The sequence below is a fragment of the Arthrobacter sp. M4 genome, from assembly GCF_020251205.1.
Classification (GTDB): domain Bacteria; phylum Actinomycetota; class Actinomycetes; order Actinomycetales; family Micrococcaceae; genus Arthrobacter.
Genome location: NZ_JAIWYX010000012.1, coordinates 1 through 16170 on the forward strand (window position 1 = coordinate 1; position 16170 = coordinate 16170).

A 16170-nucleotide genomic window follows, 5' to 3' on the forward strand; every position below is an offset into this window, starting at 1 on the left:
GGTGATGGCTTCCTCCGCGCGGGCCAGGGCGCGCAGTTTCATCGCGGTGGCCCAGGCGATCAGCCGGTCCGCGGCCACGGCCACGTGCAGGGCGCCGTCCGCGGTGAGGCAGGACGCCAAAGGCAGCCGGACGGTGCCGGAGAGCAGGGAATCTTCCTGGTCGGTGAACAGCTCGGCCGGAACACATGCGTCATCACCGTCAACGAACGCCCCAACCATCCAAACCACCCCCCTTCCCGAAGTACCTTCAACCTAAAGGGAGGCACTGACAAAATAGGGGCGGTCCACCCGGTCGGCGGCAATGACCCCTGCTCAGTAGCCCATCGTCGGGGGCGCAGAAGAGGTGTTGATCATGTCACCGGACGGGCTCACCACGTACCAAGCGTTGTTGACGCCCTGTCCCTTGACGTCGCCCGCAGCCTTGTCCTGCGCGTAGTGGTAAAGCGGAAGCCCGTTCAGCGTGACCTGCTTCTTGCCATCAGACGTCGTGATGGTTCCCACTGTGCCCGTGACACCGTCCACGTTGGGCGTGTCCGCCGTCGTCGTGACCGCCGGCCACGTGGCGACGCAAGAGCCGGAACATGCGCTCTTGCCGGAACCCTTGGTGTCCTTGGTGAAGAAGTAGACCGTCATTCCCTTGCCGTCCACCACGATCTTCCCGGCGGACGATGAGGCGGTCTTGAGTTCGACGGCGGCAGCTGGCGTTGCGGAGGACGTCGCCGATGGGCTGGAGGTGGCTGTGTTCGTGGCGGGCGCCGTCGTCGCAGGCTGGGTGCCCGCGCCGCCGGCGCAGGCGGAGAGCAATACGCCAAGGCCGAGCAAGGCGAGTCCGGTTCGGATCGAGTTTTTCATTACTGCTCCTCACATGGGTTGTGACTGGCGGCGTTCGAGGCGCTAACCCCTATGACGCCTTCAGGTGAAGAATGGTTCACATCTGAACCACAATTGCCCTTCCGCGCGTCGTACCGCAGAGAAAGGCAGGAGGCAAGGTTCGGACATGCTGGATGTGGACATGCTGGACACGAACTGGTCGGACAGGACACGGGGAAGCGGGGCGCGGATGCCGCTGGATGAGGACGTGGTGGCCGCCATTTACCGGGACCACGGTCCTGCCTTGCGCAGGTTCGTTCTCGGTTGCATGCCCGACGCGGCCCTCGCCGACGACGTGGTCCAAGAGACCATCCTGCGTGTTTGGCGCCAGGCCCCGGCCATCACCGGCAGCCTCCGCAGCTACCTCTTCCGGACGGCGCGCAACATCATCATCGACAACTACCGGCGCGCCCAGCATCGTCCCATCGAGGCTGCCGAGCAGGATGTCGCGGACCCGGCCGGCGCCGAGGAACGCGTGGACGAACTGCTGAACCGGGTGCTGATGGAGGAAGCCCTGATGCGTTTGAGCAGTGAGCACCGGGATGTCCTGGTCGCCCTGCATTACCGCCGTTTCACCGTTGCCGAGGCCGCCGTCGAACTGAACATCCCGCAAGGCACCGTGAAATCCCGCGCTTTCTACGCTGTCCGCGCCCTGCGGACAATCCTGGACGAAATGGGGGTGCAGCGATGAATGACGCCGAGCGCCACCAAATGCTGGGCGCCTACTTGCTGGGTGGACTGGACAAGGACGAGGCCCGCGAATTCGAAGAGCACCTCGCCGGATGCGCCCAGTGCCGCAGGGAACTGGAACACCTTGAGAGCCTCCCCGCCTTGCTTGACGCCGTGCCGGTGGACGACGCGGTCGCGCTTACCTCGCGCGGCGCAGCCTCTGCTGGGCCGGCCCCGGCGGGTGAAGTTTCAGGTGCCTTGCTCGCAAAACTTGCCAAACGGCGTCGTAATTCCCGACGACGGCGGGTCGCCCTGGTGAGCGGCGTCGCCGCTGCGTGCCTGGGCGCCGGACTACTTGGTGCCCCCCTGCTCAGCCCGCCTCCCCAGCCGGACGCCAGCTATTCGGTATCGGCGGACAACGGGCTCCAGCTCACCGTCGGATTGGTCAAGAAGAACTGGGGCACTGAACTGAATCTTGAGGGCCGGAGCATGCCGTATGACGGCACCTATTCGCTGTGGGTCAAGGCCCGTGACGGCCGGGAGGACCGAGCCTGCGCCTGGACTGCCACGCCGGGCGGACGGGTTAAAGTCACCGGTGCCACACCTGTGCAACTCGGGGCGATCACCGGCGTCGAACTCCGCGACGAAGAGCAGCACGCTGTCGCGTCGATATCGGTCACGGGCCACTGAGCCATTAACCGCCTTGGATGCTGCCCGCCACCATCATTGCCGAAAAGAGCATGCCGAACGCCGTCAGCGCGACGATGCCAAGTCCAATGAACCCGGTGACGCGACCGGCGTTTACCCTGCGGGAGCGGAACACCGCGAACAAGCCGGAAATCACTGCGGTCAGTACCAAGGTCGCGGCAAGTACAAGCAGGACCAGTGCACCAACCCACCAGCCCTCGTTCCGGTCCGCATACCTGGTGATCTGGGCCGCCAATGACAGGAAACCGAGCGGAACGCTGAGCAGCGCCGCCATGGGGGCCAGGATGGCGGTGACGATGCTGGTGATTCCCGCGGCCAGGCCACGCCTGTCAAAGCGCGGGGGCTGAGGTCCCAGCGGTGGGTACAGCGACGGCGATCCCGGCTGCCGGCTCATGGCGTTCCCTGTCTAGATCCTGCGATACGTGAGATCGAAAATCATACGCCCCGCATCGTGGGCCTTGTTTTCGAAGCTGGTCCGGATGCGGCCATCGAATCGAGGGGCCCAACCGCCCACGTCGTCGACGCCCTCGCTGGGGCCGGTGTGCTGCGTGCTCACAGGGGCCCTGCCTTCCTTGACCGGGGCGCCGCCCACCATGGTTTCGACGCCGGACTCCCACACTTGGGTCAGCGGACTGTCGGCACCGCGGCGCTCGCCGTGGTGCACGTTTTCAAAGTCCGGCGAACCGGCCAGGACTTCGCGAACGTGGACCGCATAGTTGGACCAGTCTGTGGCGATACGCCACAGCCCGCCCTTTTCCAGGGCCTTGGCGGCGACTTTGGCGAACGCCGGTTGGATGAGTCGGCGCTTGTGGTGCCGGGCCTTGTGCCACGGGTCCGGGAAGAAGACCCAAATCTCACTGACGGAGCCCTCCGGGAGCATTGTCTCCAGGACCTCAGGGGCGTTGGCCTGCACCACACGAACATTCGTCAGTCCGCGCTGGCCGATCCTGAGCAGGGTGTTGGCAAGGCCCGGGGCATAGACCTCGACGGCCAGGAAATCCTTGTCCGGGTTTTGTTCCGCGGCGTGGACGACGGCTTCGCCCAGCCCGGAACCGACCTCAACGATCAGGGGCGCTTTTCGCCCAAACTCTTCTTCGGCGTCGAACGCGTAATCCGGGTGCACCGAGGTGTCGGCGATGTGCCGCGGGACGTCGACCACAAACTTGTCGGAGTGTTCCTCCCAAGCCTGCTGCCGGCGGCCCTGGAGCCGTGTTCCACGGCGCACAAAACTGACCGGTTGGTGCCGGTAGGTGCCGAAGGATGCCTGGCTGCCCGGCGTGATCGGCCGCGGGAATTGGGGTTGTTCAGGGGTGTCGCTCATCCCTTTCAGGATAGTTGAGAGTTTTCATGCAAAAGGAGGGCCGGGGCCATCACGACGACGACCCCGGCCCTTCCCGTCCCAGGTACCGGGACTGTGGCTGGCTCAGGCGATGTCGAACCGATCCAGCGTCATGACCTTGTCCCACGCCCGGACAAAGTCGTGGACAAATTTCTCCTGCGCGTCGTCGCATGCGTAGACCTCGGCGATCGCCCGCAGTTGTGAGTTCGCCCCGAAGACCAAGTCAACAGCGGTGGCCGTCCACTTCCACTCGCCTGTTGTCCGGTCGCGACCCTCGTAGACGTTCTCCTCGGACCCGGACGCCTTCCACTCTGTCTTCATATCGAACAGGTTCACGAAGAAATCGTTGGTCAGAGTCCCGGGCCGATCGGTGAAGACACCGTGCTCGGACGGCCCGAAGTTGGCCTTCAGGGCGCGCATGCCGCCTACGAGAACCGTCATCTCGGGCGCGGTCAGGTTCAGCATAAAGGCCCGGTCCACGAGCAGCGTCTCCGGCTGCAGCTTTTGCCCGCTGCGGAGATAGTTGCGGAAACCATCCGCCTTCAGCTCCAGCACGGCGAACGTCTCCACATCCGTCTGCTCCTGGGTGGCGTCCGTACGGCCAGGAGCGAAGGGGACAGTGACCTCGAACCCCGCATTCTTCGCAGCCTGCTCGATGGCCGCGCACCCACCGAGCACAATCACGTCCGCGAGGGAGACCTTCTTCCCGCCGGACAGCGAGCTGTTGAAGTCCTGCTGCACCTGCTCGAGGGTCTCCAGTACCTTGGCCAGCTCCGCGGGCTGATTGACCTCCCAGTCCTTCTGCGGCGCCAGGCGAATGCGCGCCCCGTTCGCGCCGCCCCGCTTGTCAGTACCCCGGAAGCTGGCTGCCGACGCCCATGCCGTGGAGACCAGCTGGGAGACGGACAGCCCCGATGCAAGGATCCTGGCCTTGAGGTCCGTAACGTCTTCCCCACCGATGAGCTCATGGTCGACAGCTGGAACCGGGTCCTGCCAGAGTTGCGGTTCCGCAACCCACGGGCCGAGGTACCGCGTGACAGGGCCCATGTCGCGGTGGAGCAGTTTGTACCAGGCCCTGGCAAACGCATCGGCGAGTTCGTCGGGGTGCTCATGGAAGCGTTTTGAGATTGGCCCGTAGATCGGGTCCTGCCTGAGGGCGAGGTCCGTGGTCAGCATCATGGGCGCGTGGCGCTTCGACGGGTCGTGGGCGTCGGGGACGGTGTCCTGAGCCTCGGGATTCGTCGGCTTGAACTGCTTCGCCCCGGCCGGGCTCTCAGTCAGCTCCCACTCGTACTTGAACAGATTGTCAAAGAATCCGTTGTCCCATTTGATCGGCTCATTGGTCCACGCGCCTTCGGGCCCGCCTGTGAGGGTGTAGGGGCCGTGGCCCGTGCCAACCAGGTTCTTCCAGCCCAGGCCCTGCTGCTCGAGGGGGGCAGCCTCCGGCTCAGGACCGAGGTTCTCCGCCGTGACGGCCCCGTGGGTCTTGCCGAACGTGTGGCCGCCGGCGATCAGCGCCACGGTCTCCTCATCGTTCATCGCCATCCGGCGGAAGGTCTCGCGGATGTCCTTGGCGGAAGCCAGCGGATCCGGATTCCCTTGCGGCCCCTCCGGATTCACGTAGATGAGCCCCATTTGCACTGCACCGAATGGAGCCTGGAACTCGCCCGGCGCGTTGTACCGCTCATCGCCCAGCCACGTGTCCTCTGGGCCCCAGAAGATTTGTTCAGGTTCCCAGATGTCTTCCCGCCCGAACCCGAAGCCGAACGTCTTGAATCCCATTGATTCCATGGCGACATTGCCGGCGTAGACGAGCAGATCCGCCATCGAGATCTTACGGCCGTACTTTTGCTTGATCGGCCAAAGCAATCTGCGCGCCTTGTCCAGGCTCGCGTTGTCCGGCCAGCTGTTGAGGGGAGCGAAACGTTGGGCGCCGCTGCCGCCACCGCCCCGGCCATCCTCGATGCGGTAGGTTCCGGCGGCGTGCCACGACATTCGGATGAACAACGGCCCATAGTGGCCATAGTCGGCCGGCCACCAGTCTTGCGAGTTCGTCATCACTTCGATGAGGTCCCGCTTCAGCGCCTCGACGTCGAGGGCCTTGAACTCCTCGGCGTAATTGAAGGCCTCACCCATGGGGTTGGCCTGGGGCGAGTGCTGATGCAGAACGTCCAAGTTGAGCTGGTTGGGCCACCAGTCTTGGTTGGTCCTGGGCCGACTCGGCTTCGGAGTCGGAGCGGGAATTGCCGGGTTTTCGCTTTCGCTGCCACGCTCAGACATAACTGTCTTCTCCTTAGTGACCGATTCCATGTAGGGATACTCATGATTGTGCTCGGCACCCTTAGAGTATTGACCACTCCACGGAGCCAGTAAAGATCGAACGGCCGCCCGCTGCGGGCGGCCGTGTGACGGCGGCTACGGGTCACAGGCCTGCCAGAATGGGTGGCGTGAATTCCGCTGAGCAGTCCAATACTCGCGAACAGATCAACGACCGGACCGGCAGGCCCGACGTCCTGGTAGACGCCGAAATCGATGATGTCCCCGCCGCCGAGCCGACGCGTGTTGGCCGCCGCGGCTTGGTCTTCCTAGGCGTTTGCCTGGTGCTGATTGGACTGAACCTGCGGACGGTGTTCTCCAGTTTTTCCGCCGTGTTGCCTGAGATGACGTCCGACGCCGGTCTGCCGGGCTGGGCGGTTGTGGCGCTCACCACCGTGCCGGTCACACTGCTGGGGGTTTTTGCACCGCTGGCGCCGTGGCTGGCCCGTCGTTTTGGCGCCGAGCGGGTGCTGCTCGGCGCGATGGCGGTGCTGACAGCCGGGTTGGCGTTGCGTCCAGTGGACTTGCCGGGTACCGGGCACCTGCCAACCCTTTTAGCCGGGACGGTTGCGTGCGGTGCCGCGATCGCGTTGTGCAATGTGCTGCTTCCCGGGGTGGTGAAGCGGGACTTCCCGCACCGGCTGGGACTTATGGGCGGTCTGTATACGACGGCGATCTGTGCCTCGGCCGCGCTTGGCGCCGGATTCACGTATCCGGTTTTTGCGGTTGCTGGCCACTGGACCGCGGCCCTGTGGTTCTGGGTGCTGCCTGCCGCCGTCGTGCTTCTTTTGTTCCTCCCGGTGGCAGTACGCCAACGGCCCATTCACCATTCCGCAGTTGCTGCCGGCGCCAATGTGTGGCGCTCGGCTGTGGCGTGGAACGTCACGATCTTTATGGTGCTTCAGGCGATGATGTCCTTCAGCGTGTTCGCATGGTTGGCCCCGCTCCTTCGCGAGCGGGGGATCGACGGCGGCACGGCCGGACTGATGGTGTCGGTGTCGATCGTGTTGCAGATGCTCGGCTCACTGTTTGCACCCGCCCTGGCCGCGCGTTTCCGCGACCAGCGCGCAATCAATACAGTGGTGGCGCTGATGACCGGCGGCGGATTCGCGCTGAGCATCTTCGGGCCGGTGGAGCTGATTTGGCTGTGGACAGGGTTGCTGGGTTTGGGACAGGGGAGCCTGACCGCCGTTGCGCTGACGATGATCATGCTGCGCACCAGGGATGCGCATACTGCCGCGCACTTGTCCGGGATGATGCAGGGAGTGGGCTACGGCCTCGGATCCACCGGGACGCTGATGGTGGGCCAATTGCACCAGGCCACCGGGAGCTTCGCTGCCGCTGGGGTCCTGTTCCTGGCGGTGGGTGGGCTTGCGGCGGTGTTCGGCTACAGGGCGGGACGCCGGCGGTACGTCGGTGTGGGCGGCTGAACCAGCCGCCCACATCAGCGCTCGCCTCCTAGAGCTCGTCAGGCCTGTGCCCCCATCAATCCCAATTGCGCCATCAAGCCCGCTGCGTCCGGGTAGGCAGTGAAGGAGACGATCTTTCCGTCCTCCACCTTGGCGAAGTACGACCCGCCACCAACGACACTCTTGCCAGTGGCAGGAATCTCAGTTCCGCCAAAGTTCAAGGGGCCGGAGTGCGTGGCCGTGAACTGCACCTCGCCTGCCACCTGATTCTCGGAAACCACCCTGTTTGTGGTCTTGGCCCTCATATCGGGGAAGGCCTTGTACCAGGCTTCCATGTACCGGCGAACGCCCTCGGGTGTAGTAAAGACCTCCGGAACAGAGACATCCCTAAAGACGAAATCGCTGGCAAACAGTGCTACAAAATCATCAACATTGTGTTGGTCCCAAGCAGCCATTCCTTGATCATCGATCCGCTCCACCTCACTGATCGACATCGCACACCTCCTCGCTGAAGCTGCTGACGGCAGTGAGTGTAGGCCTGGCCGTACGCCGTGGCAATGGGTCCTTGGACTGTCAGCGATTTAGTGCGTCAGGTCCTTGCCCTTGGTCTCCGGAACGGTGAAGACGCACAGGGCGCTGATCACCAAAAGGGCCACCGCGTAGACGTTGAACATGTTGCCCAGGTCGATGCTGCCCAACCACGTCTGCAGGTAAGGGGCCGTGCCGCCGAATGCTGCCACGCAGATTGAGTAGGGGACGCCAACACCCACGGTACGGATCTTGGTGGGGAACAACTCTGCGTATACCGCCGGGACGATCGCGGCGCTGCCGGCAATGAAGATGAGCATCACGGACATGGACACGGCAAGCTGCCATGGTGAGTCCTTCAGCAGCCACGTCATCGGGAAATGGAACAGCGCAGAACCTACGGCGCTGGCCACCATCACCGGTTTCCGGCCGAAACGATCGGACAGCTTGCCCCAGAGCGGCAGGACGGCGATGAACACCACCATGGCGACGAGGCTGGCCCACAGGGCTGCGCCGCGATCCATTTTCAGGGCTGTTGCTGCGTAGGTGGGAGCCACAACTCCCCAGATGTAGTAGATGACAGTCAGGCCCACGGTGAGACCGATGACCTGCAACGCCTGCTTCCGGTGGCGGACGATCTGCGGCCACATCGGTTCCCGCTTCTCCGCCGTCGACTCCTGCTCAAACGCGTCCGTCTCCTTCAGCCGAGCCCGCATGATCAGCGCGTACAAGCCCAGAGCCGCGCCGATGAGGAACGGCACGCGCCAGCCCCATGCGGCCATGGCGTCCTTGCTGAGGACTCCGGTGAGGACCGCGCCTAGCAGTGTTCCAGCCAGGATTCCCACGGTTCCCGAGGTGTAAATGAGCGTCGCCCAAAACCCGCGCTTCTCCTTTGGCGCCATTTCGGACAGATAAGTCTGCGACGACGGCAGCTCACCGCCGTGGGCAAGGCCCTGGATGAGCCGCGCCACCAGAAGAAGCAGCGAAGCCCAGAAACCAACGGCCTGGAAGGTTGGCGCGATGCCGATCAAGAGGCTGCCCAGGGCGGCGAGGCCAACCGCAAGTGTCATCGAGGACTTCCGGCCAATCCGGTCGCCAATCCAGCCGAACACAAAGCCACCGAACGGCCGTGCGACGAAGCCGACTGCAAAGATCGCCAGAGTGGACAGGATGGCCGACGTGGGGTCGGCGTTGCTGAAAAGCTGGCTGGAAAAGAACGGTGCGAACGTGGCGTAGATGGCCCAGTCGTACCATTCGACAGCGTTGCCGATGCCGGTACCGATCAGCGTTCTGATGTTGGACGGACTGGTGGACGTCGATGCCGTGGCGGCAGTGGTGGTCATGTGGGGCTCCAAGGACATTGGCTGGTCAGTTGGCGGAGGCGGTGAGTGTCTTGATTCGCGATACGGCCAGCTGCGCGTACAGCGCGGCACCATCGGCGAGGACGCCGTCGTCGAACGTTGCGTAGGGGGAGTGGTTGAAGGGGGAGGTGGAGTGGTCCGCTCCGGGGGCGACGGCACTCAAACCGACGAATGTGCCCGGTACCTCGGCGAGGACCCGGGAGAAGTCCTCGGAACCGCTCATCGGCGTTGCCCAGCGAGCCAGACGCTCCCCGCCGAACATTTCGCCGATGACGTGTTCTGCCGTGGTTGTCTCGTCGTGGTTGGTAATGGTGAGGGGGTACTCATTGCGGTAGTCGACGTCGACGTCCAGGCCGTGTGCTGCGGCGATTCCGCGAAGAAGCCGCGGCACGGATTCCATCATCCTCAGCCGGGACTCCTCGGAAAACGTCCGGATGGTGGCCTCGATGCGGGCAGTTTCCGGGATCACGTTGCGCTTGGTACCTGCCTGCAAGAGCCCAACGGTAAGGACCACGGGATCGAACATGTTGAACTGCCTGGTCACCATCACCTGCAGCGCGGTCACCATCTCCGCGGCCGCGGTGACCGGATCCTTGGCCGAGTGGGGCGCCGAACCGTGGCCACCCGCGCCGAGGACTGTCACCACCAAACCGTCGGAGGCACTGAGCATCACGCCCGACTTTGTGGCGAAGCGGCCGTGCGGTTCCAAAGCGGAGAAGACGTGCATCCCATAGGCTGCATCGGCCCGGCGGCCTGATGCCTCCAGGACACCTTCGCTGATCATGTGGCTGGCTCCGTCGAAGCCTTCCTCGCCGGGCTGGAACATCAGGACGACGTCGCCGGCCAGTTGATCGCGGCGCTCGGCCAGGAGCGTGGCTGCTCCGGCGAGCATGGCGGTGTGCAGGTCGTGGCCGCAGGCGTGCATGGCGCCGTTGATTGTGGAGGAATAGTCGACGCCGGTGCGTTCCTGGACGGGCAGGCCGTCCATGTCGGCACGGAGCAGGACCACGGGCTTCTCAGCGGGAGCGTGAGGCGCGGTTCCGCGCAGGACGGCGGTGACCGACGTCGTGCTCTTGCCCGAGGTAACTTCATAAGGGAGTCCGTCGAGCGCCTTCAGCACCTTTTCCTGTGTGCGGGGCAAGTGCAGGCCGATCTCTGGCTCCCGATGCAACTCGTGGCGGAACCGGACGATGTCTTCCTGCAGTGCTTTGGCGTCGGCGGTGATCGTCATTCTTGGTCCTGACCTCTCGTTCGGTTATGGCTTCCTCTGCCATTTTGTGGTGACATGGTTCACAGTCCGCCAAACTGCTGGAAATATGCACTGGAACAATCTCCAAAGCAGAATTCATGCATCCAAAGGAGAGGGAAGGTCAATGGAACTCAGCGAGGACGATCTTCGCCTCATCAACGCGCTGCAGATTGCGCCCCGGATCAGCTGGTCGGACGCCGCCCAGGTGCTGGGCGTGCACGCGACCACGCTGACGTCACGATGGGAGCGGCTGCGGGCTGAGGGAGCGGCGTGGACCACTGCCCATTTGATGGGCGATCCCAAAAACGCCTGCCTGGCCCTGATGGACGTCGACTGCGAAATGCACCTGCGACCGTCCGTGACCGCGGCCATCGCGGAGATTCCGGAAGTCATCACCGTGGAGGAGGCCGCCAGTGACCGCGACCTCCTTTTGACGGTCATCACGCAGACCCTGGGCGAATTCAGCTCCGAACTGCTGCCCCGGCTCAAGACCATTCGAGGCCTGACGAAGTACCAGGCGGCCCTCTGCACGCGCATTTACACCAGCGGCTACGCTTGGCGGCTCAACGTACTGGACAAGGCGCAGCAGGCCGCCCTCCGCTTGCTTGCCGGGCCGGAAACTACTGGCTTTGCGCACGGCGAAGCTGTGGCTCCGCTTCCTGAGAGCCACTTGGCTATCCTTCCCTTCCTAGCCCGCGACGGCAGGGCTTCCGCGGCCGAAATCGCCAGGGCGCTGGGCCGCCACCCCGCCACGGTGCAACGCCAATTGGGCCGGGTGCTCACCAGTAAGCTGCTGTCCTTCCGCTGCGAAATCGCGCAGAAGTACTCCGGCTATCCCATCACTGTCCAGTGGTTCGCCAACGTCCCGGCCGGCGGCCACGACCAGGCCGCGGCAGCCCTGCGCGGGATCCGCAACATCCGATTCACCGCATCAACCACGGGCCGAACCAACTTTGTGATCATCATGTGGCTGCGATCCCTGGCGGATGTGCTGGAGATGGAACTCCTGGTCCAGCAGCGCGTGCCGGACATTCAGCTAGTGGAAAACGTGGTCATGCTGAATACGGCCAAGCGGGTCGGCTGGATGCTGAACCCGGACTCGACGGCCACCGGCGCCGTGGTCGTGACGTCGGCTCACGCGATGCGCCTGGCCCGCAGCACCGTGTCCTGAATGGTGGCGTGTTGGCCATCGTGGCCCGTGATTTCCCTGGGCCTGGATTCGAGCACCTGAATGAGCCATTGATCCGGTCGGAGTTCCGCGGCAAGCTGCTCGGGCGTGAAATACGGCTTGGGATCGGTGTGGTGGCTCCAGGGAGCCAGTCCGTCCGGGTGGTGGCCCACCATCAGCAGCGTCCCGCCCACGGAAGCGCACTGCTCGGCGGTACGCAGCGACGTCGTCCAGGGCAGCAGCGGCGAGTGCAGGTACTGTGCCGATACCAGGTCAAAAGTGCCCAAACCCGTCCAGGCGGCTACGTCGTCGTAGATCCAGCGCACCCTGGCACCGTGCGGCGAAGCAGCGCCGTGCCGGGCGGCACGCTCAAGCGCGACGGCGGAAACGTCGACGGCGGTGACGCGCCAGCCGCGTCCGGCGAGCCAGAGGGCATCGGCGCCCTCGCCGCAGCCGAGATCAAGGGCGGTTCCGGGTTCCAGGTCCGACGCTTCGGCGACGAGTTGGACGTTCGGATTGCCGCTCCAAACGCGGTCCCGGCTGCGGTACATCGCGTCCCAAAGGGCTCCGGCGTCGCCGTCGTGCCCAAGGTCTTTATCTTCCAAGACGTCTTCTTCCACGCGCAGTGCTCCGTCCCATCCTGTGCTTAGGGAGTATTGTGACGTGTCCGAGCGCCGAGGGGTACCCTCCCGGGATGCTAGACTAGGTGAACTTGATGTGCAGTGATGCCCTGCTTGTGCCTGGCGATTGCCTAGGACTTCGGGGCTTTTTTCATGTGAGAGGCACATCCTGCGTCGATGAACGCGTTTTGGTCCCGGACTCTGCGGCTAGCGCCGCTGCCCGGTTGATCCTCTGACTTTTCCTCGGCGAACCCTCGGCCCAACCGGCGTCGGGGGCCGAACGTTTGTGAGGACCCGTCCGCAAGGACGCCGCAGAAAGACCCTGAAAACTTTGACTACTTTTGCTGCCCTTGGCACGCCCAAAGCCATCTCCGACGCGCTCGCCGCGGACGGAATCGAGACGCCGTTCCCCATCCAGGTGAAGACGCTTCCGGACACACTCGCCGGTCGCGATGTATTGGGCCGCGGCCGCACGGGCTCGGGCAAGACCATCGCCTTCGCCATCCCCCTGGTGTCCCGCCTGGCCGAGCGAGAAGCAGGCTATTTCCGCAAGCCCGGCCGCCCGATGGGCCTGGTGCTGGCCCCGACGCGCGAGCTTGCCACCCAGATCAACGCAACGGTAGAGCCGCTGGCCAAGGCCATGGGGCTCAACACCACGGTCATTTACGGCGGCGTCTCCCAGTCACGGCAGGAAAAGGCGCTTGCTGCCGGCGTGGACATTGTCATCGCCTGCCCGGGCCGCCTTGAAGACCTGGTCCGCCAGCGCATTTTGACGCTGGAAGCCGTGGAGGTCACCGTCCTGGACGAGGCCGACCATATGGCGGACCTGGGCTTCCTTCCCGTCGTGAAGAGGCTCCTGGACATGACGCCCACGCAGGGCCAGCGGCTCCTTTTCTCCGCAACGCTGGACAACGGCGTGGACAAGCTGGTGCACCGTTACCTGTCCAACCCGCTCACGCACTCCGTTGACGAGCCGCAGGCCGCTGTCACCACCATGGAGCACCACGTCCTGGTTGCCGCGGATGTGACCGTGAAGAAGCAGCTGGTCACCGCGCTGGCCTCCGGTGTGGGACGTCGTGTGCTGTTCATGCGGACCAAGCACCACGCCCGCAAGCTGGCCAAGCAGTTGACGGACGCCGGCATCCCCGCAGTCGACCTGCACGGCAACCTGTCCCAAAACGCCCGTGACCGCAATCTCGCCGAGTTCGCCGCTGGCGATGTTCGCGTCCTGGTGGCCACCGACGTCGCAGCCCGCGGGGTGCACGTGGACGACGTCGAGCTGGTCATCCACGTGGATCCGCCGACGGAACACAAGGCCTATCTGCACCGCTCCGGCCGCACGGCCCGCGCGGGCTCCGAGGGCACCGTGGTTACGCTGACGCTGCCCGACCAGCAGCCGGACGTGAAGAAGCTCATGAAGGCCGCTGGCGTCGACGTCTCGTTCGAGCGCGTCACCGCGACTTCGCCGCTGGTCGCCGAATTGGTGGGTGAGGTGGCAGCGCCCGTGGATCCCAAGGTCCGGGCTGCACAGGTGGCGGCCAAGATGCCGCAGCAGGGCGGGGGCAAGTCCACCGGCGCCAACGCTGAGCGGAAGCGCGCGAGGCGGAGCGGCCCGGGTACTGGCGTCGGCGGGCGCGGTGGTCGCGGCGGCCGTGGCAAGGTTGGCCCCGAGCCGGTCCGCACGGACCTGCCCCGTTCCGAGCGCCGTCCCGCAAAGAACGACGATGTCGCCCGCGGCTCGCGCGGTCGCGGCACCGCAGCTGCCACGCACCGGAACGACGTGCCGGGTTCACGTGGGCAACAGGGTTCACGTGGGCAGCAGGGTTCACGTGGGCAGCAGGGCTCTGCCCAAGGCGCGCGCGGCGGACGGCAGGCGACGGGCAACAACCCGGTATGGTCCTCCGAAACGGGCGGGGTATCCGGCGGCTCGTACGGCCCAGGCTCAGGCGGCCGCGGCTCCAACGGAACCAGCAGCACCGGCCGGCGCGGTCCGCGCCGCGCATCAGCTCCGGCGTCGAACGAGCGCCGCGGACGCTAGCTAGCGCTGGTTGGTGAACCCGGGTGCTATTGCCAGCCCCGGTGTCACCAGCCGCGGTGTCACCAGCCCCGGTGTCACCAGCCCCGGGCGCGCCACTCTCCGAGGTGCGGGCGCTCGGCTCCCAGCGTGGTGGGCTTGCCATGCCCCGGATGTACCACGGTGTCGTCCGGGAAGGCATCGAAGATCCGCTGCTTCACGTCGTTGAAGAGCGACGTGAAGCGTTCCGGATCGTTCTGGGTGTTTCCCACACCTCCGGGAAAGAGCGAGTCGCCGCTGAAGATGTGTGCGGGCCCTTCCGGATCGCGGTAAACGTACGCGATCGATCCTGGGGTGTGGCCACGCAGGTGTACGGCGGTGATGGTGAACCCCGTGAAGGTCAGTACGTCCCCGTCGCCCAGCCGTACATCCACGGGCACGGGCAATGCGTCGGCGTCATCCTCACCGGCAACTATTTTGGCGTCGGTGGAATCCGCAAGTTCCTTCAGCGCCCTGACGTGGTCCCAGTGCTGGTGCGTCGTAGCAACAACCGACAGCTTGGGCTCAGCCTCCGAGTCTGCAAGGGAGTCCAGCAGCAGCCCGCCGATCGCGGCAAAGTCATCCGCCGCGTCGATCAGCAGTTGCTCACCCGAAGCCTTCGACGTCAGGAGGTACACATTGTTGTCCATCTCGCTGACGGAGATGCGCCGAATGGTGATGTCACGCAGGGAGTGAATGAGCGAGTCCATTCGGCCAGTTTACGGAGCCTGCTCGCGGCCTTCTGAGACCCAGTTGGGATCAGCTGACCGTGAGCCGACAACCCCGGAGGCGGCGTCGTCGAGGGCGGCCAGCTGGGCGGCACTCAGCTCGAGCGACAGCGCGCCCAAGTTTTCGTCGATTCTTTCCGGCTTGCGCGTGCCCGGGATAGGAACGACGGCGAGCTGGTGCCGCCCGCTTTGGGCGAGGAGCCACGCCAGGGCGACCTGTGCCGGGGTCGCCTGCAGTTCGGCGGCCACCGAACGGACCGCGTTCACCACGGCCTGGTTGGCGTCCAGCACGCCGTCGGCGAAGCGCGGGATGCGGTGCCGGAAGTCGCCGTCGCCCAGATCCGAGGTGTTGACGGTTCCGGTGAGGAAGCCGCGGCCCAACGGAGCGTATGGCACAAAGCCCACGCCGAGTTCGCTGGCAGCTGGAACCACGTTGCGCTCGACGTCCCTGCTCCAGATGGACCATTCGCTCTGGACGGCGGCGATGGGATGAACGCTGTTGGCCTCGCGGAGTTCGTCGGCTGTCACCTCGGAGAGCCCCAGGTGCCGGACCTTGCCCTCGGCTACCAGCGCCGCCATGGCCTTCACGGTTTCCACAATCGGAACGCGGAGGTCACGGCGGTGCAGGTAGTAGAGGTCGATGACGTCTGTGTTGAGCCTGCGGAGGCTTGCCTCGGCTGCCAGGCGGACGTATTCGGCGTCACCGCGGACGTCCGTGTAGCCGTCCCGCGGGTTGCCCACGATGCCGAACTTGGTAGCCAGTTGGATTTCGTCCCGCCGCTCGCCGAGCAACTGCGCGATGAGTTCCTCGTTGCCTCCCGCGCCGTAGACGTCGGCGGTGTCAATAAAGCTGACACCGGCGTCCACGGCGTGATGGAGAGTTTTCAGGGCCTGCCCCTGATCGACACCGCCATATACGGGCGTTAGGGCCATGCCGCCGAAGCCCAAGGGACTGACCTTCAGGCCGTCGCCAAGCTGTATTGTGCCCGTTTCCAAGCTCATGGTGGTACTCCTTCGTGATTCGGTCGGCGGAGGTGCATCATTCGCTGGTAACTGCGCGGTGCTTGTTTGTATTCCGGACTTTGGGACGCAGCGTCGGAAGGCCTCGCTCCCTCCCAGTTACTCGCCACCGCATCTAGTGCGGCTCCTGTA

At 64.9% G+C, this 16170-nt stretch carries 16 protein-coding genes; 5 read left to right on the plus strand and 11 right to left on the minus strand.

The window, feature by feature from the left end:
• A partial coding sequence (locus LD110_RS17975; protein WP_225500723.1) for a hypothetical protein occupies positions 1-219 on the minus strand: 219 nt, incomplete at its 3' end.
• A 93-nt stretch (positions 220-312) separates the two neighbouring features.
• Positions 313-852, minus strand: coding sequence for a hypothetical protein (locus LD110_RS17980; protein ID WP_225500725.1), 540 nt, complete (start codon positions 850-852; stop codon positions 313-315).
• Positions 853-1060: 208 nt separating this feature from the next.
• Between LD110_RS17980 and LD110_RS17985 the strand changes: the two genes are divergently transcribed.
• The gene (locus LD110_RS17985) at positions 1061-1561 is read left to right on the plus strand and encodes a sigma-70 family RNA polymerase sigma factor (protein ID WP_225500904.1); all 501 of its coding nucleotides are present in this window, start codon (positions 1061-1063) and stop codon (positions 1559-1561) included.
• Positions 1558-2229, plus strand: coding sequence for an anti-sigma factor (locus tag LD110_RS17990; protein WP_225500727.1), 672 nt, complete (start codon positions 1558-1560; stop codon positions 2227-2229). Before LD110_RS17985 ends, LD110_RS17990 begins: the two co-directional genes overlap by 4 nt.
• Before the next feature lie 4 nt (positions 2230-2233).
• Here LD110_RS17990 and LD110_RS17995 read toward each other — a convergent pair whose 3' ends face one another.
• The 3 genes from LD110_RS17995 to katG form a co-directional block, all read right to left on the minus strand.
• Positions 2234-2641 (minus strand): hypothetical protein, encoded by a 408-nt coding sequence (locus LD110_RS17995; protein ID WP_225500729.1) that lies wholly within the window; start codon positions 2639-2641, stop codon positions 2234-2236.
• A 12-nt stretch (positions 2642-2653) separates the two neighbouring features.
• Entirely contained in the window at positions 2654-3568 is a 915-nt protein-coding gene (gene trmB, locus LD110_RS18000) for a tRNA (guanosine(46)-N7)-methyltransferase TrmB (RefSeq protein WP_225500731.1), read from the minus strand.
• Between the two features lie 102 nt (positions 3569-3670).
• On the minus strand, positions 3671-5896 hold the full coding sequence (katG, locus tag LD110_RS18005) for a catalase/peroxidase HPI (protein ID WP_225500732.1): 2226 nt from the start codon (positions 5894-5896) through the stop codon (positions 3671-3673).
• A gap of 128 nt (positions 5897-6024) precedes the next feature.
• On the opposite strand from katG, the gene LD110_RS18010 reads away from it, so the two are divergent.
• Positions 6025-7332, plus strand: a complete 1308-nt coding sequence (locus tag LD110_RS18010; protein ID WP_374200365.1) for a CynX/NimT family MFS transporter — start codon at positions 6025-6027, stop codon at positions 7330-7332.
• A gap of 38 nt (positions 7333-7370) precedes the next feature.
• Here the strand turns inward: LD110_RS18010 and LD110_RS18015 are convergent, their stop codons facing one another.
• From LD110_RS18015 to LD110_RS18025, 3 genes are all read right to left on the minus strand, one after another.
• On the minus strand, positions 7371-7805 hold the full coding sequence (locus LD110_RS18015) for an ester cyclase (protein WP_225500733.1): 435 nt from the start codon (positions 7803-7805) through the stop codon (positions 7371-7373).
• A gap of 87 nt (positions 7806-7892) precedes the next feature.
• Positions 7893-9182 carry an MFS transporter gene (locus LD110_RS18020; RefSeq protein WP_225500734.1) on the minus strand — a complete coding sequence of 430 codons (1290 nt, stop codon included), beginning with the start codon at positions 9180-9182 and terminating at the stop codon, positions 7893-7895.
• Positions 9183-9207: 25 nt separating this feature from the next.
• A complete protein-coding gene (locus tag LD110_RS18025; protein ID WP_225500736.1) occupies positions 9208-10431 on the minus strand; it encodes a M20 family metallopeptidase in 1224 nt (407 codons plus the stop codon).
• 142 nt (positions 10432-10573) lie between these two features.
• On the opposite strand from LD110_RS18025, the gene LD110_RS18030 reads away from it, so the two are divergent.
• Positions 10574-11620: an Lrp/AsnC family transcriptional regulator gene (locus LD110_RS18030; RefSeq protein ID WP_225500738.1), complete on the plus strand. Its 1047-nt coding sequence runs from the start codon at positions 10574-10576 to the stop codon at positions 11618-11620.
• Here the strand turns inward: LD110_RS18030 and LD110_RS18035 are convergent.
• A complete protein-coding gene (locus LD110_RS18035) occupies positions 11584-12237 on the minus strand; it encodes a bifunctional 2-polyprenyl-6-hydroxyphenol methylase/3-demethylubiquinol 3-O-methyltransferase UbiG (protein ID WP_225500740.1) in 654 nt (217 codons plus the stop codon). The two genes, LD110_RS18030 and LD110_RS18035, sit on opposite strands and share 37 nt — an antisense overlap.
• A 331-nt stretch (positions 12238-12568) precedes the next feature.
• On the opposite strand from LD110_RS18035, the gene LD110_RS18040 reads away from it, so the two are divergent.
• Positions 12569-14275 carry a DEAD/DEAH box helicase gene (locus LD110_RS18040; RefSeq protein WP_225500743.1) on the plus strand — a complete coding sequence of 569 codons (1707 nt, stop codon included), beginning with the start codon at positions 12569-12571 and terminating at the stop codon, positions 14273-14275.
• A 74-nt stretch (positions 14276-14349) separates the two neighbouring features.
• Here LD110_RS18040 and LD110_RS18050 read toward each other — a convergent pair whose 3' ends face one another.
• Both LD110_RS18050 and LD110_RS18055 read right to left on the minus strand, forming a co-directional pair.
• Positions 14350-15000 (minus strand): MBL fold metallo-hydrolase, encoded by a 651-nt coding sequence (locus LD110_RS18050; protein WP_225500747.1) that lies wholly within the window; start codon positions 14998-15000, stop codon positions 14350-14352.
• Between the two features lie 9 nt (positions 15001-15009).
• Entirely contained in the window at positions 15010-16020 is a 1011-nt protein-coding gene (locus LD110_RS18055; RefSeq protein WP_225500749.1) for an aldo/keto reductase, read from the minus strand.
• Positions 16021-16170: the final 150 nt, after the last annotated feature.

Coding starts and splice junctions, on each gene's coding strand:
- LD110_RS17990 (WP_225500727.1), top strand. CDS start 1,558: ATGAATGACGCCGAGCGCCACCAAATGCTGGGCGCCTACTTGCTGGGT.
- LD110_RS18055 (WP_225500749.1), bottom strand. CDS start 16,020: ATGAGCTTGGAAACGGGCACAATACAGCTTGGCGACGGCCTGAAGGTC.
- LD110_RS18010 (WP_374200365.1), top strand. CDS start 6,025: ATGGGTGGCGTGAATTCCGCTGAGCAGTCCAATACTCGCGAACAGATC.
- LD110_RS18015 (WP_225500733.1), bottom strand. CDS start 7,805: ATGTCGATCAGTGAGGTGGAGCGGATCGATGATCAAGGAATGGCTGCT.
- LD110_RS18050 (WP_225500747.1), bottom strand. CDS start 15,000: ATGGACTCGCTCATTCACTCCCTGCGTGACATCACCATTCGGCGCATC.
- LD110_RS18025 (WP_225500736.1), bottom strand. CDS start 10,431: ATGACGATCACCGCCGACGCCAAAGCACTGCAGGAAGACATCGTCCGG.
- LD110_RS18030 (WP_225500738.1), top strand. CDS start 10,574: ATGGAACTCAGCGAGGACGATCTTCGCCTCATCAACGCGCTGCAGATT.
- LD110_RS17995 (WP_225500729.1), bottom strand. CDS start 2,641: ATGAGCCGGCAGCCGGGATCGCCGTCGCTGTACCCACCGCTGGGACCT.
- LD110_RS17980 (WP_225500725.1), bottom strand. CDS start 852: ATGAAAAACTCGATCCGAACCGGACTCGCCTTGCTCGGCCTTGGCGTA.
- trmB (WP_225500731.1), bottom strand. CDS start 3,568: ATGAGCGACACCCCTGAACAACCCCAATTCCCGCGGCCGATCACGCCG.
- LD110_RS18020 (WP_225500734.1), bottom strand. CDS start 9,182: ATGACCACCACTGCCGCCACGGCATCGACGTCCACCAGTCCGTCCAAC.
- katG (WP_225500732.1), bottom strand. CDS start 5,896: ATGGAATCGGTCACTAAGGAGAAGACAGTTATGTCTGAGCGTGGCAGC.
- LD110_RS17985 (WP_225500904.1), top strand. CDS start 1,061: ATGCCGCTGGATGAGGACGTGGTGGCCGCCATTTACCGGGACCACGGT.